This window comes from Pseudomonas sp. LBUM1664, assembly GCF_059695895.1.
Window position 1 is genome coordinate 844,006 of sequence record NZ_CP166791.1, and the last position, 20,282, is coordinate 864,287.

The following is a 20,282-nucleotide window of genomic DNA, read 5'->3' on the forward strand; positions in this document are numbered from 1 at the left end:
TGCATGGCCCCGTTCCCAACTGGTGCGGGGCCATGTTCGTTACCACGGCTTACGAGGCCGTTACGCCATGACAGACTCAGAAGTAAAGGCGCCAAAGATCGAATTTCCCTGCGCGGATTATCCGATCAAAGTAATCGGCGACACCGGTGTGGGCTTCAAGGACAGGATCATCGAAATCCTTGAAAAACATGCCACCGTTGACCACAAGACCCTGGCCGAGCGCCAGAGTACCAACGGCAAGTACACGACCATTCAGTTGCACATCATTGCTACCGGTCAGGAACAGCTCTACGACATCAACAGCGAGCTGCGAGCGACCGGTTTCGTGCACATGGTGTTGTGATGCCGGGCACGCTGGGCTTTCGCGAGCTGGGCCGGATGGCTTACGAACCGGTCTGGCATGCCATGCAACGCTTTACCAACGAACGCGGCAACACCGCTGACGATGAAGTCTGGCTGGTGGAGCACCCGCCGGTATTCACCCAGGGGCAGGCCGGCAAGGCCGAGCACTTGTTGCTGCCGGGGAATATCCCGGTGGTGAAGGTCGACCGGGGCGGGCAGGTGACCTACCATGGCCCCGGCCAGTTGGTCGTTTATCTGTTGCTGGATGTGCGCAAGCTGGGGTTCGGTGTACGCGAACTGGTCACGCGCATGGAAACATGCCTGATCGAGCTGCTGGACAGCTACGGTGTGACAGCGACGGCCAAGCCGGACGCGCCGGGTGTCTACGTCGATGGGGCGAAAATTGCCTCCCTGGGTTTGCGGATCCGCCACGGTTGTTCGTTTCACGGCCTGGCGTTGAACGTGGACATGGACTTGGAGCCGTTTCGACGGATTAATCCCTGTGGCTATGCGGGGCTGGCGATGACCCAGCTGCGCGATCACACAGGATCGATTGAATTTGCCGAGGTAAGTGCCCGGCTGCGCGCGCAGCTCGTCAAACACCTCGACTATGCTGAGCAGACGACCCTCACGGGCGGAATCGACTGATATGACTACTGATGCAGTGCAAACCATGATCCCGACGCTGGATGTTACCGAGCGTCCGGCCCCGCGTGCCAAGGTAGAGGCCGGCGTCAAGCTACGCGGCGCCGAGAAGGTTGCACGCATCCCGGTCAAGATCATCCCGACCACCGAACTGCCGAAGAAACCCGACTGGATCCGCGTGCGCATCCCGGTTTCCCCGGAAGTCGACCGTATCAAGGCCCTGCTGCGCAAACACAAGCTGCACAGCGTCTGCGAAGAAGCGTCCTGCCCGAACCTGGGCGAATGCTTCTCCGGCGGCACCGCCACGTTCATGATCATGGGCGACATCTGCACCCGTCGCTGCCCATTCTGTGACGTCGGCCACGGCCGTCCGAAGCCACTGGACGCGAACGAGCCAGAGAGCCTGGCCATCGCCATCGCCGACCTGAAACTCAAGTATGTCGTCATCACCTCGGTGGACCGCGACGACCTGCGTGACGGCGGTGCCCAGCACTTTGCCGACTGCATCCGCGAGATCCGCAAACTGTCGCCGAACGTGCAGCTGGAAACCCTGGTGCCGGACTACCGCGGCCGCATGGACATCGCCCTGGAAATCACCGCTGCCGAGCCGCCGGATGTGTTCAACCACAACCTGGAAACCGTGCCGCGCCTGTATAAGGCCGCGCGTCCGGGTTCGGACTACCAGTGGTCGCTGACCCTGCTGCAACGCTTCAAGCAGATGATGCCGCACATTCCGACCAAGTCCGGCCTGATGCTGGGCCTGGGCGAAACCGACGAGGAAGTCATCGAAGTCATGAAGCGCATGCGCGAACACGACATCGACATGCTGACCTTGGGCCAGTACCTGCAACCTTCGCGTAGTCACCTGCCGGTGCAGCGTTTTGTGCATCCGGATACCTTTGCCTGGTTCGCCGAGGAAGGGTACAAGATGGGCTTCAAGAACGTTGCTTCCGGGCCGTTGGTGCGTTCTTCGTATCATGCTGATGAGCAGGCGAAGCTGGTTAAGGCTGAGTTGTTGGGGGCCTGATTTAGCGGTGGGATTTTGGGGGGCGGTGGGACAGGGGGCGGTGTGTATATCCGTTGCTGCGGTAACGGCTACTTAGGGTTCCGCCCTTACGGCGGCTCACTTTTGAAGAGCGCAAAAGTAAGCAAAACGCTCTTGCCCCACCACTCGGTGCCTCGCCTAGGCTCGGCATGCCTTCACTCCGGCATTGGTTCGTGGGCCCGCTGCGAAGGGCCATCCATGGCCCAGCGCGGCTATCCCGGCATCCATGCCGGGTTACCCACGAACCAACGCCTGCGTTCAGCCATCGTGGTTAACGGGGCGCCCAAGATAAAAATCAAAAGCGAGGCGGCCTGACAGCCGGCCTGGTTTGATGTGAGCGCGTTCGTCCTGTGGGAGCGAGCCTGCTCGCGATAGCGGTGGTTCAGCTACATAGATACTGGAAGTGCCCCGCTCTTGCTTTGCTTTGCTTTGCTTTGCTTTGCTTTGCTTTGGATCTTGATCTTGATCTGGGCGCCCCGTTAAACCACGCTGGCCGAACGCAGGCATTGCGCAGTGGGCATCCCGGCATGGATGCCGGGATAGCCGCGCTGGGCCATGGATGGCCCTTCGCGGCGGCCCACGGAGCGATGTCGGAGTGAGGGCACACCGAGCCTAAGCGAGGTGCCGAGTGGTGGGGCAGAGCGTTTTTGGTTACTTTTGGCGCTCTTCCAAAAGTGAGCCGCCGTAAGGGCGGAACCCTAAGTGGCCGTTACCGCAGCAACGGATATACACACGTAAGCACGACTTCAAAACCGGGAGATCCATTGGATGACCGCTCGACCCACCCACATCCTTTATCCGCATCAACCGGTTCCGGCGCTACCGTCCGAAGGGCTGATCGCTGTGATCGCGCCCGCCGGCCCTGCCGCGCTGGACACGGACACGGCCATACAGTGGATGCGCGCCCGTGGCTACGGTCTACGGGTGTTCCCCGGTGTCTATGAACAGGACGGCTACCTCGCCGGCAGCGATGAAGTGCGGCTCAACGATCTGCATGCGGCCTTCGCCGACCCTGAGGTCGATGCCATCATTTGCCTGCGCGGTGGCTACGGCACGCCGCGTCTGCTGGATCGCATCGATTTCGATCTCTTGCGCAGCAACGCCAAACCGTTCGTTGGCTACAGCGACATCACCGCCGTGCACCTGGCCATCAGCCGTTACGCAGGCTTTGTCACCTTTCACGGGCCGCTGCTCAATGCTGATCTCTTGGGCGACAAGGAGCCACCGACGGTCACCTCGTTTTTCAGCCTGCTGCGTGGGCAGTTGAAAGCGGGCAGCGTGCTGAGTCATCCCGCAGCTTATCCCTTGACCACCGTCGAGCCTGGCATTGCCCATGGGCGTTTGCTGGGGGGTAATCTGTCGATGATTGCGGCCACACTTGGCACGCCCTATCAGATCGACGCCGAGGGTGTGATCCTGTTCATTGAAGACATCAACGAGCCGTTGTATCGCATCGACCGGCTGCTGACCCACCTGCATCTGGCGGGCATCCTGGCGAAATTGCGCGGGGTGCTGGTGGGGGATATCGCAGGGGTGGACAGCGTTGCGCTGGAGCGGCTACTCAAGCAGACCTTCGAGCCGCTGCGTATCCCGGTGCTTGCCGGGTGGCGCAGCGGGCACTGCGACCCGAACCTGACGTTGCCCATGGGAGCGTTGGTCAGGCTGGATGCGGGGGAGAAGACGCTGGTGTTGGAGCAGGATGTGGTGGTCAAGCGCTAGATTATTTATCGCCTGCTCGCGATAGCGTCTTCAGCCATGCGGCGATTCAGCGGCTACGCAACCCTTCCAACAACTGATGCGTCGGATACCCGTCCGCCGGCCAGCCGAACGACTGCTGGGCGCTGCGGATTGCCTTGCGGGTGTTGGCGCCGATGATGCCGTCGGGGTTGCCCGCATCGTAGTTATGCTTGCCAAGCAGCGTCTGCAGTTCGATGCGTTCGCTGCGACTCAGGGGCAGGTCGTCCTTGGGCCATTGGCCGTCGATCAGCCCCGCGCCGGCGAAGCGCTCTGAGAGCAGGCTCACCGCCAATGCGTAAGACGAAGAGTTGTTGTACTTGAGGATGGCGCGGAAGTTGTCGAGCACCAGGAACGCCGGGCCGCGATAGCCGGCCGGCAGCAGCAGGGCCGCCGACAAGTGTTCGGCACCGGCCGGAACCTGGCTGCCGTTGGGCAGGCTGACACCCAGTTGCAGCCATTCGGAGACGGGCTTGCGGGTTGCGCCATCGGCCAAGGGGTAGTTGAACCCTTCTTTGAGCCGCACCTCGAAGCCCCACGGCTGGCCGCGTTGCCAGCCAGAGCTTTGCAGGTAGTGTGCAGTCGAGGCTAGGGCGTCGGTGGCGCTGCCCCAGATGTCGCGGCGACCGTCGCCGTCGAAATCCACCGCATGGGTGTTGTAGGTGGTGGGAATGAACTGGGTCTGGCCCATGGCGCCGGCCCAGGAGCCGAGCATTTTTTCCGGTGCGATATCGCCCTGTTGCAGGATTTGCAGCGCGGCGATCAGTTGCGCGTGGGCAAAGCCTGGGCGCCGTCCTTCATAGGCCAGGGTTGCCAGGGAATTGATCACCGACTTGGTGCCCTGGAACTGACCGAAGTTGCTTTCCATGCCCCATACCGCGACCAAAGCCTGGCGATCGACGCCGTAGCGTTGTTCGATGCTTTGCAGGATCTCAGCATACTGGTCGATCAGCGCCTGACCTTTACGTACCCGCAGCGGCGACAATGCGCCATCGAGGTATTCCCACACCGGCCGGGTGAATTCCGGCTGGCTGCGATCGGCCTTGATCACACTCATGTCCGGGCTCACGCCGATAAAGGCGCGATCGAACAGGTCGGCACGGATCCCGGCGGCGAGCGCTTCCTTGCGAAACCCGGCCTGCCATTCGGCGAAGGTCTGGGTGGGCGCAATGGCCAGGTCTTCACCCGTTGGCACCACGGGCGGCACGATGGCCGGAGCGGCGACGACAGGGGCGGTCTGGAGTGGTTGAGCGTCGGCGGCGGTGGGTTTTTCGGCGCAGGCGACAAGCAGGGCGACGCTTGCGGCAATAATCAATTGGCGCAGCGGCCAACGACGAGAAAGACAAAAGGGCATGCACGGATCCAGAAATACAAATCAGGTGCTGACCTTATCATGCGAAAGGGGGGTAGGGCTTGTCCGGGTGTTTCAAGCTGCCAGAAAGCAAGAAGCCTCCCAGTTGTCAGACTGGAAGGCTTCGCGGCGGTAGCTGCCTTTGCCCTTGGTGGGTCGTTCCTGACGGCTACGGAACAAGGGCTGGGCGATGATGGATTTGGCCTTGTTGGGGCCATGCTTGGATGGCTTTTTGCTCATGGTCGGATCTCTCGTGGGGTAGGTTTTGCGGGGCAAATCATGGGGCAGAGTCGGGGGGCTGTCTATAGGGTAAATGGAGGTGATATTTGTAGGATCAAGAGCGGAAAAGATCGCAGCCTTCGGCAGCTCCTACAGAGGTATGCATTTCCATTGCAGGAGCTGCCGGAGGCTGCGATCTTTTATTCAGCAGGCAACGCCAGCCGCTGGCCGGCCATCAACAGTGTCAACCGGCTCAGGCTCATCCACGGCGAGCCGGCTGCCTGACCCTTGATTTGCGCATCGATGCGCTGGGCCTCTAACAGCAATTGCGCCCAGCGCGGTGCCGAATAGCGTTGCAGCGCCTTGCTCATCAGCGGTTTGCGTTTGTCCCACACGGGCGGGCGAGCCTGGCTGAAGGCTTTGTCCAACGGTACGCCCTGGCTGTATTGCAGCGACAGGTTAGCCAGCAAGCGCAACTCCCGGGCCAGGGCCCAGAGGATCACAGGTGGCTCGACGCCTTCGCCCCGCAGGCCTTCAAGCATGCGCAGGGCGTGGGCGGCTTCGCCGTTGAGGATCGCATCGGTCAGCCCGAAGACATCGAAGCGCGCACTGTCGGCCACGGCGGCCTGTACCGTTTCCACGGTGATCTGCCCACCCTCGGCCATCAGCTTGAGCTTTTCGATTTCCTGGGCGGCGGCCAGCAGGTTGCCTTCGACCCGCGCGGCAATCAGCTCCACGGCGTCCTGGTTGGCTGACAGGCCAGCCTGGGACAGGCGCTGGCGGATCCAGTTGGGCAGTTGGCTGACGCCCACCGGCCAGATCTGCACGAACTGGGTCTGCGGGCCTTCGACCAGGGCTTTGCCCCATTTGGTCTTCTGCGCGCTGCCGTCGAGTTTTGGCAAACTGATGAGCAGTACCGTGTCTTCGGCCGGCCGTGAGCAATATTCGATCAGGGCGGCAGCGCCTTTGTCGCCGGGTTTTCCGGACGGTAGGCGCAGTTCCAGCAGGCGTTTTTCGGCAAACAGCGACATGCTCGCCCCAGCCTGCAGCAGCGTGCCCCAGTCGAAACTGGCGTCGGCGGCGAACACCTGGCGTTCGTCGAAGCCTTGCTGGCGGGCGGCAGAGCGGATGGCGTCGGCGGCTTCCTGGCACAGCAGCGGGTCATCGCCACTGATGATGTAGACCGGCGCGAGGGCGCCTTGCAGGTGTTTGCCGAGTTGAGCGGGGGCCAGCTTCATAAAATACAGTTCATAAGCGAAGGCGAGCGGGGCGCCGGAGCGCCCCGCAAGGCTTATTCAGCCGGGATTTGCATCGGCGACTGTCGCGGGGTTTCCGCTTCAGCCTTGCGTGCCGCTTCCAGCGCGTCGGCGTCGGCCTTGGCACGGGCGTCGGCAGTCTGTTGCAGCTGTTCCAACCGGGTTGGGGTCAGTTGCTGCAGGCGCAGCATCATGCGTTGCACCAGGTCACGACGCATTTCGGCACTCACCTGGATCGACTCCTGGTCGGAGCCGGTGATGTTGTTGCCATCGTGCAGGTAGACCTTCTGCACCTGGAGCTTGTCTTCCAGCAGCGACAGGTTGTTCTGACCGCGGATCTCATAGTTCAGCACGTTGGTCAGTTCGTACTCGGCCGAACGGCCGGCACCGGCATAGCTCAGGCTGCGCTGGCTTTGCTGTTCGCTGGTCAGTACCAGCTTGTAGGGCGCTCCGGTGTAGACCTTCACACCGCTGCTTATCAGCGTTTCGCGCAGCATTTTCACGGTGGCGCCGTAAGCGTCGCGTGCGCTGAGGTCCAGCTCCGTGATAGCCAGGTCGGTGGTGCCGGTGCCGCGCAGCTGGAAGCCGCAGGCGCTCAACAGGACCGCCAGGCCCATTACCAGCAAATTACGTTTGATCATCTTGTTGCTCCCCTTGAAACCCTATGGGCCGACAGTGCGACCCCGCAGGTTAAATTCGGCGCCAGGCCCATGGCCGGGCGCCCGATCCAATTAGCTTGCGACGATGTTGACCAGTTTGCCGGGCACGACGATCACTTTGCGAATCGTCAGGCCATCGACGAAGCGCAACACGTTTTCATTGATCCGTGCAGCAGCTTCGACTTCTTCGCGAGTGGCGGTGGCTGGCATTTCGATCTGGCCGCGCAGCTTGCCATTGACCTGGATGACCAGGGTCAGGCTGTCCTGCACCAGCGCGGTTTCGTCCACCACCGGCCAACGGGCGTCAATCACCGGGTCAGCGTGACCCAGCTGATTCCACAGCGCGTGGCTGATGTGCGGAGTGATCGGAGCCAGCAGCAGCGTCACGGCTTCCAGGCCTTCGTGAACCAGTGCGCGATCCTGTTCGGTGCCTTGCGCGGCTTTTTCCAGGACATTCATCAGTGTCATCACTTGGGCGATGGCGGTGTTGAATTTGTGGTTCTGGCCGACGTCATGGCTGGCCTGCTTGATGGCCAGGTGGATCGAGCGGCGAATGGCTTTTTGCTCGTCGTTCAGGCTGGCGACGTCCAGTTTGCCCGGCAGGCCCTGTGTGACGTGGGCTTGAGCCAGACGCCAGACGCGCTTGAGGAAACGGTGCGAGCCCTCGACGCCCGAGTCGGACCATTCGGCGCTCATGTCAGGTGGCGAGGCGAACATCATGAACAGGCGGCAGGTGTCTGCGCCGAACTGGTCAATCATCGACTGTGGGTCGACGCCGTTGTTCTTCGACTTGGCCATCTTCTCGGTGCCACCGATTTCCACCGGCAGGCCGTCTGCGATCAGCTTGGCGCTGATAACCTTGGCTTTGCTGTCGCGTTCGAGCTCGACGTCGGCCGGGTTGAACCAGGTGTAGGCACCGTTGGCTTCGCGACGATAGTAAGTCTCGGCGACCACCATGCCCTGGGTCAGCAGGTTCTTGAACGGCTCGTTGGAACTCACCAGGCCTTCGTCGCGCATCAGCTTGTGGAAGAAGCGTGCGTAGAGCAGGTGGAGAATGGCGTGTTCGATGCCGCCAATATACTGATCCACCGGCAACCAGTGGTCAGCCGCGGATTTTTCCACCAGGCCGCCTTCATAGTGTGGCGAGGCGTAGCGGGCGTAATACCACGAGGACTCGACGAAGGTGTCCATGGTGTCGGTTTCACGCTTGGCCGGTGCACCGCATTTCGGGCAGCTGCACTCATAGAACTCGGGCATGCGCGCCAGGGGCGAACCGGCGCCGTCGGGTACGACGTCTTCCGGCAGCACCACAGGCAGTTGATCTTCCGGCACCGGTACGTCACCGCAGGTGTCGCAGTGCACGATCGGGATCGGGCAACCCCAGTAGCGCTGGCGGCTGATGCCCCAGTCCCGCAGGCGGAACTGGGTGCGGGAGGCACCGAGGTTCTTCTTGATCAGGGCCACTTCGATGGCGTCGAACGCGCCGGCGAAGTCCAGGCCGTTGAACTCGCCGGAGTTGATCAGCTCGCCGTGTTCGCCGTAGGCGTCTTGCCACGGCGCCGGCGTCTGGTCACCGGCGCTGGTACGCACCACGGTTTTGACCGGCAGGTTGTACTTGTGGGCGAATTCGAAATCGCGCTCGTCGTGGGCTGGCACTGCCATTACAGCGCCATCGCCGTAGTGCATCAGTACGTAGTTGGCGACCCACACCGGGAGTTTCTTGCCGGTGAGCGGGTGTTCGACGAACAGCGACGTCGGCAGGCCTTTCTTCTCTTGCGTGGCGACATCGGCTTCGGCGACGCTGCCGCCCTTGCATTCGGCAATGAAAGCCTGCAGCTGGGGGTTGTTCTGTGCGGCCAGGGCCGCCAATGGATGCTCGGCGGCCACGGCGACATAAGTGGCGCCCATCAGCGTGTCCGGACGGGTAGTGAAGACCTTCAGGTTGCCGGCTTCGCCAATGGAGGCGACGTCGTACGGGAACTGCACTTCCATGCCCCGGGACTTGCCGATCCAGTTGCGCTGCATGGTCTTGACCTGCTCAGGCCAGCCGGTCAGTTCGTCGAGGCTCTCCAGAAGCTCATCCGCGTAGGCGGTGATCTTGAAGTAGTACATCGGGATTTCGCGTTTTTCGATCAGCGCGCCGGAGCGCCAGCCGCGACCGTCGATCACTTGCTCGTTGGCCAGTACGGTCTGGTCCACCGGGTCCCAGTTCACCGTGCCGTTCTTGCGGTAGATCACGCCTTTTTCGAACAGGCGGGTGAACAGCCATTGTTCCCAGCGGTAGTAGTCAGGCTTGCAGGTGGTGACTTCGCGGGACCAGTCCACCGCCAGGCCCAGGCTGCGCAGCTGGGTTTTCATGTAGGCGATGTTTTCGTAGGTCCACTTGGCGGGGGCTACGTTGTTCTTCATCGCGGCGTTTTCCGCCGGCATGCCGAAGGCGTCCCAACCCATGGGTTGCAGGACGTTCTTGCCTTGCATGCGCTGATAGCGGGAGATCACGTCGCCGATGGTGTAGTTGCGCACATGCCCCATGTGTAGCTTGCCGCTGGGGTAAGGGAACATCGACAGGCAGTAGAAGGTCTCCTTGCCTGGCTGTTCACTGACTTCAAAAGACTTTTGCTCGTCCCAGAACGACTGGGCGGCGGCTTCGATTTCACGGGGTTGGTAGTGTTCGTGCATGGCTACTTTTGTACTGAATGGGGTGGCCCAATCCTCTTCGTTGCCAGGCTGGACGCAGACAACGCCGTATGCGGCGTTTTCGATGCCCAGCGGAGCTGGAAGTGGAGTTACAGGAAGCGCCGTAGCATACATGACCGCGCTCTGCCGAGGGAAACCCTGATTGCGTGCCGGGGTACTGTTGCCCACTGGCCGGGGCCGTTTGTCGCGGCGTCCTGCCGGTTTGCTTAACGAAGCTAAGCTTCTCAATGGGGAGTGAGTCTTATCTTCAATGAGGTGAGGGATGGTTGAATCACAACGAAAAGTAAGTACGCCTGAGTTATACGAAAAACTGATCGATCGTCTCGGGGTAGCCCTGGACGCTGCAAGAACCGCCGGACGCTTGCGTGATGAGCGCCCGGCAGAGCTGGAGCTGCGCGGTTTGAGCCCCGCAGAGTTCGAACTGGTCGAGGCTTACCTCGAACAGGTCGGACACCAAGCCCCCACCAGTGGGGCTCAGGTACTCAAGCGTCTCGATGCGCCCCGTTCGGCCAAGGTTGTGTGGCTCAAGGACCGGACGCCTGACAAGGATGCTGTAAAGATCCGGTCACTGCAGTTCAAGTAAAGCCGGATTCACGCGTGTCGCTTTTTTTGATTCGGGGTTTTTTCGAATCTGTTGTCGCTTTGCGTCAACCCACCTAGGCTTCGGGCATCTAAGGAGATGCCCGATGCCGTTTCGCTATTTCATCAAACAACTTCTATTGCCGCCCGGCATTCTGTTGCTGCTGCTGGCGCTTGCCTGGTGGTGGCGCAACTCCCGACCGCGCCTGGCCCGCGTGTGTTTTTTCGTGGGGCTTGGCGGTTTCTGGTTGATGAGCCTGCCCGTGGTGGTGCAATGGGGGGCCAAGGCATTGGAGCGTGAACCGCCGTTGCCACGTAGCGAATGGGCGACCCTGGCCCAGCATGCCGACGCCATCGTGGTGCTCGGCTCGGGCCGCGAGCGCGGTGACCCGGCCTGGGGCACCGACCAGCCCACCGGCATTGGGCTGGAGCGCCAGCGTTATGCGGCGCGACTGGCCAAGGTTTCCGGTTTGCCGGTGCTGACCTCGGGTGGCTTGCACTACGGTACCCCACCCAGTGAAGCGAGGCTGATGGCCGATGCGATGCAGGACGATTTCGGCGTGACCGTACGCTGGCAGGAAGAACGCAGCCGCACGACCTGGGAAAACGCCCGGATGAGCGCCGAAATCCTGCTGCCGGCAGGTATCCGACGGGTCGTGGTGGTGACCCACGCGTGGCACATGCCACGGGCGGTCTCGAGTTTCGAACGGTCAGGATTTGAAGTGGTGCCGGCACCGATGGGCTTTCTGGGGCAAGACAATGCCCGGCCGTTTGGCGGCTGGATGCCGGAGTTCAAGTCGATCTGGCAGTCCGGGCAGTTGATGAACGAAGCGGTGGGGCGGGTGGGGTATTGGTTGTTTTACCGCTGAAAGCACGAAATGTTCGCAATGAACGCAGTTGTGGCGAGGGAGCTTGCTCCCGCTGGGCTGCGCAGCAGACCCCAAAAAAACAGGGCCGCTGCGCGCCCCAGCGGGAGCAAGCTCCCTCGCCACAGGGGGTTGCCAAAGGGCCTTAGACCGTCTTGGCCATCCGGCTCGCTACCAACGCCCAACCCAGCAATAACACGCACAAAATGATCAGCGGCCACGAGCGCCATTGCAGGTACGGCGTCAGGTCGTGCATCGGCACCACTTCGCCGTACAGGATGCCGCGTTCGAATTGCGGGATTTGGGTGGTGATCTGGCCGAAGGGGTTGATCAGGCCGGTCACGCCGTTGTTGGTGGCGCGGATCATCCAGCGACCGGCTTCCAGGGCGCGCATCTGCGCCATTTGCAGGTGCTGCAACGGGCCGATCGAGGTGCCGAACCAGGTGTCATTGCTGATGGTCAGCAGCAAGTCGCTGCGAGCCGAGAGGCTGGCGGCAAACTCCGGGTACACCACTTCATAACAGATGAACGGCGCGATCTGGTAACCCTTGGCCTGCAACAACGGCTGGTCGGCCGGGCCCCGGGCGAAGTCCGACATGGGCAAGTCGAAGAACGCGATCAAACCACGCAAGAGGTCCTGCAACGGCACGTACTCGCCGAACGGCACGAGTTTTTGCTTCAGGTAAGTACCGTCACCTTCACCGGCCACGGTGATGCCGTTGAAGTAACGCTTTTCATGGCGCACCAACTGGCGAATGGGTACGCCGGTGATCAACGCCGAATGCCGATCGGCGGCGAAGCTGCCCATCATGTCCAGGTAGCCCTGGGCTGACTCCTTGAGCACCGGGACCGCAGTTTCTGGCCAGATCAGCAGGTCAACGCGTTTGGAAGCAAAGCTCATGTCGCGGTACAGCGCCAATTGCGCGTTGAGCTGCTCCGGGTCCCATTTCATGCTTTGTTCGATGTTGCCCTGAATCGCCGCGACGCTCAGCGGGTCGCCCGAGGGGCTGGTCCAGGCATGGCCCTTGAGTGCCATGCCGACCACCCATGGGCCCGCCAGCAGCACCACTCCCGCCGCGATAAAACCTTTACGCCCGGTGCGGATCAACCGGGGCGCGTTGTACAGCAGCGCGGCGGTCAGGGCCAGGGTGAAGGAAATCAGCCACATCCCGCCCAGCGGCGCGAGGCCGGCCAGCGGGCCGTCGAGCTGGCTGTAACCGGAATAAAGCCACGGGAACCCGGTGAGGAACCAGCCTCGAAAGGCTTCCTGGCCCAGCCACAGCGCCGCGAAAGCCAAGGCGTCGGCCAGTGGGGCCTCGTTACGACGCAGCCAACGGGCCCACAACCAGGCAGGCAGGGCGAAGAACCAGGCGATGGCAGCGACAAACAGCAGCATCAACAGCCCGGCGAGCAGCACCGAGGCGCCGCCGAAGTTATGGATGCTGACGTAGATCCAACTGGTGCCGGCGCCAAACAGGCCAAAACCGAAGCACCAGCCACGGCCCAGGGCCTGGCGAGGCGAAAGCTCGCGCAGGCCGGCGTAGAACAACCCCACCGCCAGCAGTGCCAGCGGCCAGACATTGAACGGCGCCAGGGCCAGGGTGGTGATCGCACCGGCCACCACGGCCAGCAGGTTACCGGGCCAGCCGGGGCGGGTTATCCAGCGCATTTGTATCCTTAGCGGGTCTCGAAGGGTTTATCGGGCAATGGGTGACAGGCGCAGCAAGTGAATCCGACGGCTGTCGGCATTCAGGATGCGGAAGCGCCAGGAGCCGATTTCCGTGGTTTCGTTGCGTTTGGGCAAGTGCCCGAAAGCACTCATCACCAGGCCGCCGACGGTATCGAACTCATCGTCGGAGAATTGGCTGTCGAAGAATTCGTTGAAATTCTCGATCGGCGTCAAGGCCTTGATCAGGAAATCGCCGCTGGGCAGGGGCTTGATGTAGCTGTCTTCCTCGACGTCGTGCTCGTCTTCAATGTCGCCGACGATCTGCTCGAGCACGTCCTCGATGGTGACCAGCCCGGCCACACCGCCGTATTCGTCGATGACGATGGCCATGTGGTTATGGTTGGCGCGGAACTCACGCAGCAGCACGTTCAGGCGCTTGGACTCGGGCACGAAGGTGGCCGGACGCAGCAAATCCTTGATGTTGAAGCTGTCGCCGTTTTCCTGAAGGATCAGCGGCAGCAGATCCTTGGCCAGCAGCACGCCCATGACGTCGTCATGGCTCTCGCCGACGACCGGGTAGCGCGAGTGAGCCGAGTCGACCACGGCGGGCAGGAATTCGCGGGGTGTCTGGGTCGCCTTGATGCTGACCATCTGCGAGCGCGGGACCATGATGTCCCGCACTTGCAGGTCAGCGACCTGGATGGCGCCCTCGACGATGGCCAGCGCTTCGCTGTCCAGCAATTTGTTCTGGTGTGCATCGCGCAGCAGCTCCAGCAGCTCCTGGCGGTTTTTCGGCTCATGGGCAAAAGCCTGGGTGAGCTTGCCCAGCCATGACTTATGCCCGTTGCTCGATCGATCTTCGCTCATAGCGATTACTCTGAATCCTTTGTTGTTACAGGTTGATGTATCAGTCTTCGTCGCCGGCGTAGGGATCGGGATGACCCAGCTCTGCAAGCAACGTTCGTTCCAGTGCTTCCATTTCTTCGGCTTCGTCATCTTCTATATGGTCGTAACCAAGCAGATGCAAACAGCCGTGAATGACCAGATGGGCCCAGTGGGCCTCAGGGGGCTTGCCTTGTTCGGCGGCTTCACGTTCCACCACCGGGACGCAGATCACCAGGTCGCCCAGCAGCGGGATGTCGAGCAGTTCATCCGGCACGTCGGCGGGGAACGAGAGCACATTGGTGGCGTAGTCTTTCTGCCGCCAGGTGTGGTTCAGTTCGCGGCCTTCGGGCTCCTCCACCAGGCGGATCGTCAGCTCCGAGTCGGCACTGCGCTGGCGCAGGGCCAGCTCGCACCATTGACGGAACTGGGCTTCACTGGGGACGGCGTGCTCGCTGGCCAGTTGCAGGTCGAGTTCAAGCATTGTGGCGGTTGCCTTTGCTTGCGGGCATGTCTTCATCCTCGCGATTCTCGAAGCGCTCGTAGGCTTCGACAATGCGTTGCACCAATGGATGGCGCACGACGTCCTTGGGCATGAAATGCGTGAAACTGATGCCTGGGACGTCCTTGAGCACCTGGATCACATGGTTCAGGCCGGATTTGGTGCCCTTGGGCAAATCGACTTGGGTAATGTCCCCGGTGATAACGGCGGTGGAGCCGAAGCCGATCCGGGTCAGGAACATTTTCATCTGCTCGACCGTGGTGTTCTGGCTTTCGTCGAGGATGATGAAGCTGTTGTTCAGTGTACGACCGCGCATGTACGCCAGCGGTGCGACCTCGATGACCTGGCGTTCGATCAGTTTGGCGACATATTCGAAGCCGAGCATTTCGTACAGCGCGTCATAGAGCGGGCGCAGGTACGGGTCGATCTTCTGGGCCAGGTCGCCAGGCAGGAAGCCGAGTTTTTCACCCGCTTCGACCGCCGGACGCACCAGCAGGATGCGCCGCACTTGTTCGCGCTCCAGCGCATCGACGGCGCAGGCCACGGCCAGGTAAGTCTTGCCGGTGCCGGCCGGGCCGATGCCGAAGTTGATGTCGTTGGCCAGGATTTCCTTCACGTAGCGCTGCTGATTCAAGCCGCGAGGGCGAATCATGCCTTTCTTCGTGCGCAGGGCCACGGCAGGTTCCGAGGGCGCGTGGTTGTCGAGTTCTTCGACAGCCGACTCCTGCAGGAACAGGTGGACAGTATCCGGCGACAGCTCGCTCCCCTTGGTTTCCCGGTAGAGACGGCGCAGCAGGTTTTCTGCTGAGGAGGTGTGTTTGGGTTCGCCGATCAGTTCGAACTGGTTTCCGCGGTTGCGGATCTCGATGGCCAGGCGCTGTTCGATCAAGCGCAGGTGCTCGTCGAATTGCCCGCACAGATTGGCGAAGCGGCGAGCCTCAAAGGGCTCGAGAATAAAGCGATGTGGTTCGATGGGTGCGTTCAAGGTCGTTTTTAGCCGCCCTGGGGCAATTAAGATGAAACCAAGGATAACGCCAGGAAGCTGGGTGCGAAAGCTCTTAAACGGGGCAATCTTGTGGGAGCAAGGCTTGCCCGCGATGAATACAACTCGGTTTCTCAAGAATTGAGGCACCTGTATCGCGGGCAAGCCTTGCTCCCACAAGTTCTGCTCTCACAGTGAACAGAGTTGCTACTGGACCAGCGAACCGCGCAGGGAGTGCGGTTGCGCGGCGTCGATGTGCACGTCGGCGAACTGGCCAATCAGGGCCGGGGTGTCGCAGCGGAAGTTGACGATGCGGTTGTTTTCGGTCCGTCCCTGCAACTCGCCTGGGTCTTTTTTCGAGTAATCGGTCACCAGAATCCGCTGGACGGAACCGACCATTTGTCGGCTGATCTCGAAACCTTGCTGGTTCAAGCGATGTTGCAAGGCGTTGAGCCGTTCCTTTTTCACTTCTTCAGCCGTGTCGTCCGCCAGGTCAGCCGCCGGGGTGCCGGGGCGAGGGCTGTAGACGAACGAATAGGAGAAGTCGAAACCCACGTCCTCGATCAGCTTCATGGTCTGCTGGAAATCTTTCTCGGTTTCGCCGGGAAAACCCACGATAAAGTCCGAACTGATGCAGATCCCCGGGACCGCCGCGCGCAACTTGCGCAGCTTGGATTTGTACTCCAGCGCCGTGTGGTTGCGCTTCATGGCGGCCAGGATCCGGTCGGAACCCGATTGCACCGGCAGGTGCAGGTGCTTGACCAGCTCAGGGACCTCGGCATGGGCCTGGATCAGGCTGTCGGAGAACTCCAGCGGGTGCGAAGTGGTGTAGCGAATGCGGTCGATGCCGTCGACAGCCGCCACGACACGGATCAGTTCGGCGAGGTCCGCCAGGCGCCCGTCATGGGTCAGGCCGCGATAGCCGTTGACGTTCTGTCCCAGCAGCGTCACTTCGCGCACGCCGTTTTCCGCCAGGTGGATGATTTCGGCAATCACGTCGTCAAACGGCCGGCTGACTTCTTCGCCACGGGTGTAGGGCACCACGCAGAACGTGCAGTACTTGCTGCACCCCTCCATCACCGACACGTAGGCGCTCGGGCCGTCGATGCGTGGTTCGGGCAGGTGGTCGAATTTTTCGATTTCCGGGAACGAAACGTCCACTTGCGGCAGTTTGGTGATGCGCGCGGCGTCGATCATCTCGGGCAGGCGGTGCAGGGTCTGCGGGCCGAAGACCACATCCACATAGGGCGCGCGATCACGAATGGCCGCACCTTCCTGGCTGGCCACGCAACCGCCCACGGCGATGACCATTTCCGGGTTGGCCAGCTTCAGTTCACGCCAGCGGCCTAGCTGGGAGTACACCCGGTCCTGGGCGCGTTCGCGGATCGAGCAGGTGTTGAGCAGGATCACGTCCGCGTCTTCGGCGCGGGCGGTGACTTCCAGGGCCTGGTGTGCACCCAGCAGATCGACCATGCGCGAGCTGTCGTACTCGTTCATTTGGCAACCGTGGGTTTCGATGTAAAGCTTCTTGGCCATGGACCTCGGTCTCACGTGATTCAAAGAACCGCGCATTATAGGGAACAAGTCCCTGGGTTCCTACCGCTGCGCGAGCAGTGGCTATGCTATAGTTTGCGCCCTTATTTTTACCCTCCGATGTGTTTCGCCAGCCATGACCAAACGTGAAGCTCCAATCTACAAGGTGATTTTCCTCAACCAGGGCCAGGTGTTCGAAATGTACGCCAAGCAGATCTATCAAAGTGATCTGTGGGGCTTCCTGGAAGTGGAAGAATTCGTCTTTGGCGAGCGCACGCAAGTGGTCGTCGATCCGAGCGAAGAAAAGCTCAAGGCGCAGTTCGAAGGCGTAGTGCGCAGCTTCGTGCCGATGCATTCGATCGTGCGTATCGACGAAGTCGAACGCCTGGGCACCCCGAAAATCAGCGAAGCCCGCGGCGCGGTTGGCAATGTGATGCCATTTCCGATGCCGATGCCTGAGAAGTAACATGTAGCTCTTGTGGCGAGGGAGCTTGCTCCCGCTGGAGTGCGCAGCGCTCCCAAGATTTATGGGGCTGCTTCGCAGCCCAGCGGGAGCAAGCTCCCTCGCCACAATAAGTTCCTAGCCACAAGTCCCGGGGTGAACTCAGGGCAGTGGCGAAAAGGGCGTGCGCCCATCGGCGTTCTGCAATTCCATCAGGTATTTGCGGAAGATCTGCCCCAGCACCTGGGTCGCCACTTCCAGCTCTTCGCGGGGCATCTGCTCGGCAACTTCGTCAGCGGTGTCCAGGGCGTCTTCGGCGCCGTTGACCGCAGCCATCTTCAAGACGATATAAGCCTGAACATTATTGGCCGGCACGCCTTCGCCATGAAAGAACATGCCGCCGAGCTTGAATTGCGCCTGGGCATGGCCTTGCAGCGAGGCTTTTTCGAAATAGTCGAGGGCTAGCTTGAGGTCGCGCGGCGCAGCCTTGCCGTCGTAATAGAACTCGCCCAACTCGTATTGCGCCTGTGCATCGCCTGCGTCCGCCGCTTTTTGACAGGCGTCGAGTGCCGGTGCGAGATCTTGTGGCTGGGTGTTGAGCGTGCAACGGCCCAGCGCCGGGATCAACAACGAGTTGCCGCCTGCCTGTGCATTCGCGAGCAGGGGCTGAAGGAGCAACAGGCAGCCCAGGGCAAGGGTGCGGCCGGTGCGGTTCATGGGAATCGACTTACCTCTGAGGGGCGCGCGGACCCTCCGGGGGATCCAATAAGCGCGCATTATGAAATAAGCAGGGCCATCCTTACAAAGTCTTTACTCGTTTTTCTGCTGCGAGTGAACGCCAACGGCTGCTTCATGGGTAAATACGTAGGAAAAGGCGCGGAGGTTGTCGGCAATCACTGACGCCGGCGTCAGCCAGCGTCAGTGATCCACACGCTTACTTCAGCGCAGCGAAGGCCCGCTCGGCGGCGTCGAGGGTGATCTTCAGCTCGGCCTCGCCATGGGCGATGGAGGTGAAGCCGGCCTCGAACGCACTCGGCGCCAGGTACACGCCGCCGTCGAGCATCAGGTGGAAGAAGCGCTTGAACCGGTCGGCGTCGCTGGCCATCACGTCTTCGAAGGTCACGATGTCATCGGCACCACTGAAATACAGGCCGAACATACCGCCGGCCTGGGTGGTCACGAACGGAATGCCGGCCGCGTCGGCACGCACTTGCAAGCCGTCGAGCAGGCGGGTGGTGTAGTCGGTCAGCTCGGCGTGAAAGCCCGGGCGGCTGATCAGGCGCAGCGTGGTCAGGCCTGCGGCCATGGCCAGCGGGTTGCCCGACAGCGTGCCAGCCTGGTAGACCGGGCCCAGCGGCGCGATGCATTCCATGATGGCGCGTTTGCCGCCGAAGCAGCCCACCGGCATGCCGCCGCCGATAATCTTGCCGAAGGTGCTCAGGTCCGGCGTCACACCGTAATGGGCTTGGGCGCCACCGAGGGCCACGCGAAAGCCGGTCATCACTTCGTCGAAAATCAACACCACGCCATGCTGGTCGCACAGGCTGCGCAGGCCTTCGAGGAAGCCCGGTGCCGGTGGTACGCAGTTCATGTTGCCGGCCACCGGTTCGACGATGATGCAGGCCACTTCCCGACCGACTTCACCGAGCATCTTCTCGACTGCTTCAAGGTCGTTGAACGGCAGGGTCAGCGTGTGTTTGGCGAACGCCGCCGGTACGCCAGCCGAGCTCGGCACGCCCTGGGTCAGTGCGCCGGAGCCGGCCTTGACCAGCAGGCTGTCGGAGTGGCCGTGATAGCAGCCTTCGAACTTGATGATGCTGTCGCGACCGGTGAAACCCCGCGCCAGGCGGATCGCGCTCATGGTTGCCTCGGTGCCGGAGCTGACCATGCGCACCATCTCCATCGACGGCACGATCGAGCAGACCAGGTCCGCCATCTCGGTTTCCATCGCGGTCGGGGCGCCGTAGGACAGGCCGTGTACCAGCTGTTTGCGCACCGCATCCAGTACGTCCGGATGGCTGTGACCCAGGATCATCGGGCCCCACGAACCGACGTAATCGACATAGCGCTTATCGTCTTCGTCCGTCACGTACGCGCCTTCGGCGTGTTTGAAGAACAGCGGGGTGCCGCCGACGCTCTTGAACGCACGAACGGGGGAATTCACGCCGCCGGGGATGTGTTTCTGGGCGTTGGCAAACAGGGTTTCGGAACGGGACATGGTGGGCTCTCGAAATCGGAAATGGACTATTTGATCTGCAGCAGATCGTTGAAGGCGCGAGCGCGGCGCGTCACTTCCCCGGTGCTGTCGGCGCCGAACAGGCCGTGGACCACGGCCAGCAGGTCGACACCGTGGGCCACCAGCGGGGCGGCGTTTTCCAGGGTGATACCGCCGATGGCGCACACCGGAATATGCAGTTTGATACGGGCCTGTTCGAGCAGTTCAAGGTTTGCGCTGGGCGCGCCGGGCTTGGTGTTGGAATTGAAGAACCGCCCAAATGCGACGTAGCTGGCGCCTTCGGCGGCGGCTTGTTCGGCCAATGCCAGGCTGGCGTGGCAGGTGGAGCCGATGATCGCCTTGCGCCCGAGCAGTGCCCGTACCGGCGCTAGCGGGCCATCGGTCTGGCCCAGGTGTACGCCGACGCCCAGGCGCGCGGCCAGTTCGGCGTCGTCGTTGATGATCAGTGGGGTCTTGTAGCGCTCGCACAGGTTGCGCAACGCTTCGGCTTCTCGCAGGCGTCGGGCCTCGTCGCTGCTTTTATCGCGGTATTGCAGCAGGGTGACGCCACCTTCCAGCGCTGCTTCTACATAGGCGAGAAATTTGCCAGCCAGCAACTGGCTATCGGTGATGGCGTAAAGGCCACGTAATTTCATTCCACAGG

20 protein-coding genes are annotated in these 20,282 nt (G+C 61.7%); 7 read left to right on the top strand and 13 right to left on the bottom strand.

Annotation, left to right across the window (positions count from 1 at the left end):
- The first annotated feature begins 67 nt into the window (after positions 1–67).
- The 4 genes from ACA047_RS03905 (at position 68) to ACA047_RS03920 (ending at position 3,751) form a co-directional block, all read left to right on the top strand.
- Positions 68–343 carry a DUF493 domain-containing protein gene (locus ACA047_RS03905; protein ID WP_123343933.1) on the top strand — a complete coding sequence of 92 codons (276 nt, stop codon included), beginning with the start codon at positions 68–70 and terminating at the stop codon, positions 341–343.
- A complete protein-coding gene (gene lipB / locus ACA047_RS03910; RefSeq protein ID WP_497356855.1) occupies positions 343–990 on the top strand; it encodes a lipoyl(octanoyl) transferase LipB in 648 nt (215 codons plus the stop codon). The genes ACA047_RS03905 and lipB overlap by 1 nt, the downstream gene beginning before the upstream one ends.
- Before the next feature lies 1 nt (position 991).
- Complete coding sequence (gene lipA, locus ACA047_RS03915; RefSeq protein WP_497356857.1) at positions 992–2,014, top strand: lipoyl synthase; 1,023 nt, start codon at positions 992–994, stop codon at positions 2,012–2,014.
- 786 nt (positions 2,015–2,800) lie between these two features.
- Positions 2,801–3,751 carry a S66 peptidase family protein gene (locus tag ACA047_RS03920; RefSeq protein WP_497356859.1) on the top strand — a complete coding sequence of 317 codons (951 nt, stop codon included), beginning with the start codon at positions 2,801–2,803 and terminating at the stop codon, positions 3,749–3,751.
- A gap of 46 nt (positions 3,752–3,797) precedes the next feature.
- Here ACA047_RS03920 and ACA047_RS03925 read toward each other — a convergent pair whose 3' ends face one another.
- From ACA047_RS03925 to leuS, 5 genes are all read right to left on the bottom strand, one after another.
- Positions 3,798–5,120: a lytic murein transglycosylase gene (locus ACA047_RS03925; RefSeq protein WP_497356861.1), complete on the bottom strand. Its 1,323-nt coding sequence runs from the start codon at positions 5,118–5,120 to the stop codon at positions 3,798–3,800.
- A gap of 72 nt (positions 5,121–5,192) precedes the next feature.
- Positions 5,193–5,357 (bottom strand): alternative ribosome rescue factor ArfA, encoded by a 165-nt coding sequence (gene arfA / locus ACA047_RS03930; RefSeq protein ID WP_260958219.1) that lies wholly within the window; start codon positions 5,355–5,357, stop codon positions 5,193–5,195.
- 179 nt (positions 5,358–5,536) lie between these two features.
- On the bottom strand, positions 5,537–6,574 hold the full coding sequence (gene holA / locus ACA047_RS03935) for a DNA polymerase III subunit delta (RefSeq protein WP_497356863.1): 1,038 nt from the start codon (positions 6,572–6,574) through the stop codon (positions 5,537–5,539).
- Between the two features lie 53 nt (positions 6,575–6,627).
- Complete coding sequence (locus ACA047_RS03940) at positions 6,628–7,233, bottom strand: LPS-assembly lipoprotein LptE (RefSeq protein ID WP_497356865.1); 606 nt, start codon at positions 7,231–7,233, stop codon at positions 6,628–6,630.
- A gap of 90 nt (positions 7,234–7,323) precedes the next feature.
- Entirely contained in the window at positions 7,324–9,930 is a 2,607-nt protein-coding gene (gene leuS / locus ACA047_RS03945) for a leucine--tRNA ligase (RefSeq protein WP_497356867.1), read from the bottom strand.
- A gap of 280 nt (positions 9,931–10,210) precedes the next feature.
- Between leuS and ACA047_RS03950 the strand changes: the two genes are divergently transcribed.
- Together ACA047_RS03950 and ACA047_RS03955 are read left to right on the top strand one after the other, a co-directional pair.
- On the top strand, positions 10,211–10,531 hold the full coding sequence (locus ACA047_RS03950; RefSeq protein ID WP_497356869.1) for a hypothetical protein: 321 nt from the start codon (positions 10,211–10,213) through the stop codon (positions 10,529–10,531).
- Positions 10,532–10,634: 103 nt separating this feature from the next.
- Entirely contained in the window at positions 10,635–11,396 is a 762-nt protein-coding gene (locus ACA047_RS03955; protein ID WP_497356871.1) for a YdcF family protein, read from the top strand.
- Positions 11,397–11,538: 142 nt separating this feature from the next.
- On the opposite strand, the gene lnt is transcribed toward ACA047_RS03955, so the two are convergent.
- The 5 genes from lnt to miaB all read right to left on the bottom strand — a co-directional run bounded on the left by lnt (position 11,539) and on the right by miaB (position 16,964).
- On the bottom strand, positions 11,539–13,062 hold the full coding sequence (lnt, locus tag ACA047_RS03960) for an apolipoprotein N-acyltransferase (protein ID WP_497356873.1): 1,524 nt from the start codon (positions 13,060–13,062) through the stop codon (positions 11,539–11,541).
- 27 nt (positions 13,063–13,089) lie between these two features.
- Positions 13,090–13,929 (bottom strand): CorC family transporter, encoded by an 840-nt coding sequence (locus ACA047_RS03965; RefSeq protein ID WP_245138152.1) that lies wholly within the window; start codon positions 13,927–13,929, stop codon positions 13,090–13,092.
- 40 nt (positions 13,930–13,969) lie between these two features.
- Positions 13,970–14,428 (bottom strand): rRNA maturation RNase YbeY, encoded by a 459-nt coding sequence (gene ybeY, locus ACA047_RS03970; protein ID WP_497356875.1) that lies wholly within the window; start codon positions 14,426–14,428, stop codon positions 13,970–13,972.
- On the bottom strand, positions 14,421–15,431 hold the full coding sequence (locus tag ACA047_RS03975; RefSeq protein WP_497356877.1) for a PhoH family protein: 1,011 nt from the start codon (positions 15,429–15,431) through the stop codon (positions 14,421–14,423). The genes ybeY and ACA047_RS03975 overlap by 8 nt, the downstream gene beginning before the upstream one ends.
- A 204-nt stretch (positions 15,432–15,635) precedes the next feature.
- On the bottom strand, positions 15,636–16,964 hold the full coding sequence (miaB, locus tag ACA047_RS03980) for a tRNA (N6-isopentenyl adenosine(37)-C2)-methylthiotransferase MiaB (protein WP_497356879.1): 1,329 nt from the start codon (positions 16,962–16,964) through the stop codon (positions 15,636–15,638).
- A 133-nt stretch (positions 16,965–17,097) separates the two neighbouring features.
- Between miaB and ACA047_RS03985 the strand changes: the two genes are divergently transcribed.
- Positions 17,098–17,427 carry a DUF1820 family protein gene (locus ACA047_RS03985; RefSeq protein ID WP_003185742.1) on the top strand — a complete coding sequence of 110 codons (330 nt, stop codon included), beginning with the start codon at positions 17,098–17,100 and terminating at the stop codon, positions 17,425–17,427.
- A gap of 138 nt (positions 17,428–17,565) precedes the next feature.
- On the opposite strand, the gene ACA047_RS03990 is transcribed toward ACA047_RS03985, so the two are convergent.
- From ACA047_RS03990 to thiE, 3 genes are all read right to left on the bottom strand, one after another.
- A complete protein-coding gene (locus ACA047_RS03990; RefSeq protein ID WP_497356881.1) occupies positions 17,566–18,120 on the bottom strand; it encodes a tetratricopeptide repeat protein in 555 nt (184 codons plus the stop codon).
- A 217-nt stretch (positions 18,121–18,337) separates the two neighbouring features.
- A complete protein-coding gene (gene hemL / locus ACA047_RS03995) occupies positions 18,338–19,621 on the bottom strand; it encodes a glutamate-1-semialdehyde 2,1-aminomutase (protein ID WP_497356883.1) in 1,284 nt (427 codons plus the stop codon).
- A 26-nt stretch (positions 19,622–19,647) separates the two neighbouring features.
- Entirely contained in the window at positions 19,648–20,274 is a 627-nt protein-coding gene (thiE, locus tag ACA047_RS04000) for a thiamine phosphate synthase (protein WP_497356885.1), read from the bottom strand.
- Positions 20,275–20,282: the final 8 nt, after the last annotated feature.

Excerpts from the sequence above, each read along its gene's own strand:
- ACA047_RS03905 (WP_123343933.1), top strand. The coding sequence starts at position 68 with ATGACAGACTCAGAAGTAAAGGCGCCAAAGATCGAATTTCCCTGCGCG.
- lipB (WP_497356855.1), top strand. The coding sequence starts at position 343 with ATGCCGGGCACGCTGGGCTTTCGCGAGCTGGGCCGGATGGCTTACGAA.
- lipA (WP_497356857.1), top strand. The coding sequence starts at position 992 with ATGACTACTGATGCAGTGCAAACCATGATCCCGACGCTGGATGTTACC.
- ACA047_RS03920 (WP_497356859.1), top strand. The coding sequence starts at position 2,801 with ATGACCGCTCGACCCACCCACATCCTTTATCCGCATCAACCGGTTCCG.
- ACA047_RS03925 (WP_497356861.1), bottom strand. The coding sequence starts at position 5,120 with ATGCCCTTTTGTCTTTCTCGTCGTTGGCCGCTGCGCCAATTGATTATT.
- arfA (WP_260958219.1), bottom strand. The coding sequence starts at position 5,357 with ATGAGCAAAAAGCCATCCAAGCATGGCCCCAACAAGGCCAAATCCATC.
- holA (WP_497356863.1), bottom strand. The coding sequence starts at position 6,574 with ATGAAGCTGGCCCCCGCTCAACTCGGCAAACACCTGCAAGGCGCCCTC.
- ACA047_RS03940 (WP_497356865.1), bottom strand. The coding sequence starts at position 7,233 with ATGATCAAACGTAATTTGCTGGTAATGGGCCTGGCGGTCCTGTTGAGC.
- leuS (WP_497356867.1), bottom strand. The coding sequence starts at position 9,930 with ATGCACGAACACTACCAACCCCGTGAAATCGAAGCCGCCGCCCAGTCG.
- ACA047_RS03950 (WP_497356869.1), top strand. The coding sequence starts at position 10,211 with ATGGTTGAATCACAACGAAAAGTAAGTACGCCTGAGTTATACGAAAAA.
- ACA047_RS03955 (WP_497356871.1), top strand. The coding sequence starts at position 10,635 with ATGCCGTTTCGCTATTTCATCAAACAACTTCTATTGCCGCCCGGCATT.
- lnt (WP_497356873.1), bottom strand. The coding sequence starts at position 13,062 with ATGCGCTGGATAACCCGCCCCGGCTGGCCCGGTAACCTGCTGGCCGTG.
- ACA047_RS03965 (WP_245138152.1), bottom strand. The coding sequence starts at position 13,929 with ATGAGCGAAGATCGATCGAGCAACGGGCATAAGTCATGGCTGGGCAAG.
- ybeY (WP_497356875.1), bottom strand. The coding sequence starts at position 14,428 with ATGCTTGAACTCGACCTGCAACTGGCCAGCGAGCACGCCGTCCCCAGT.
- miaB (WP_497356879.1), bottom strand. The coding sequence starts at position 16,964 with ATGGCCAAGAAGCTTTACATCGAAACCCACGGTTGCCAAATGAACGAG.
- ACA047_RS03985 (WP_003185742.1), top strand. The coding sequence starts at position 17,098 with ATGACCAAACGTGAAGCTCCAATCTACAAGGTGATTTTCCTCAACCAG.
- ACA047_RS03990 (WP_497356881.1), bottom strand. The coding sequence starts at position 18,120 with ATGAACCGCACCGGCCGCACCCTTGCCCTGGGCTGCCTGTTGCTCCTT.
- hemL (WP_497356883.1), bottom strand. The coding sequence starts at position 19,621 with ATGTCCCGTTCCGAAACCCTGTTTGCCAACGCCCAGAAACACATCCCC.
- thiE (WP_497356885.1), bottom strand. The coding sequence starts at position 20,274 with ATGAAATTACGTGGCCTTTACGCCATCACCGATAGCCAGTTGCTGGCT.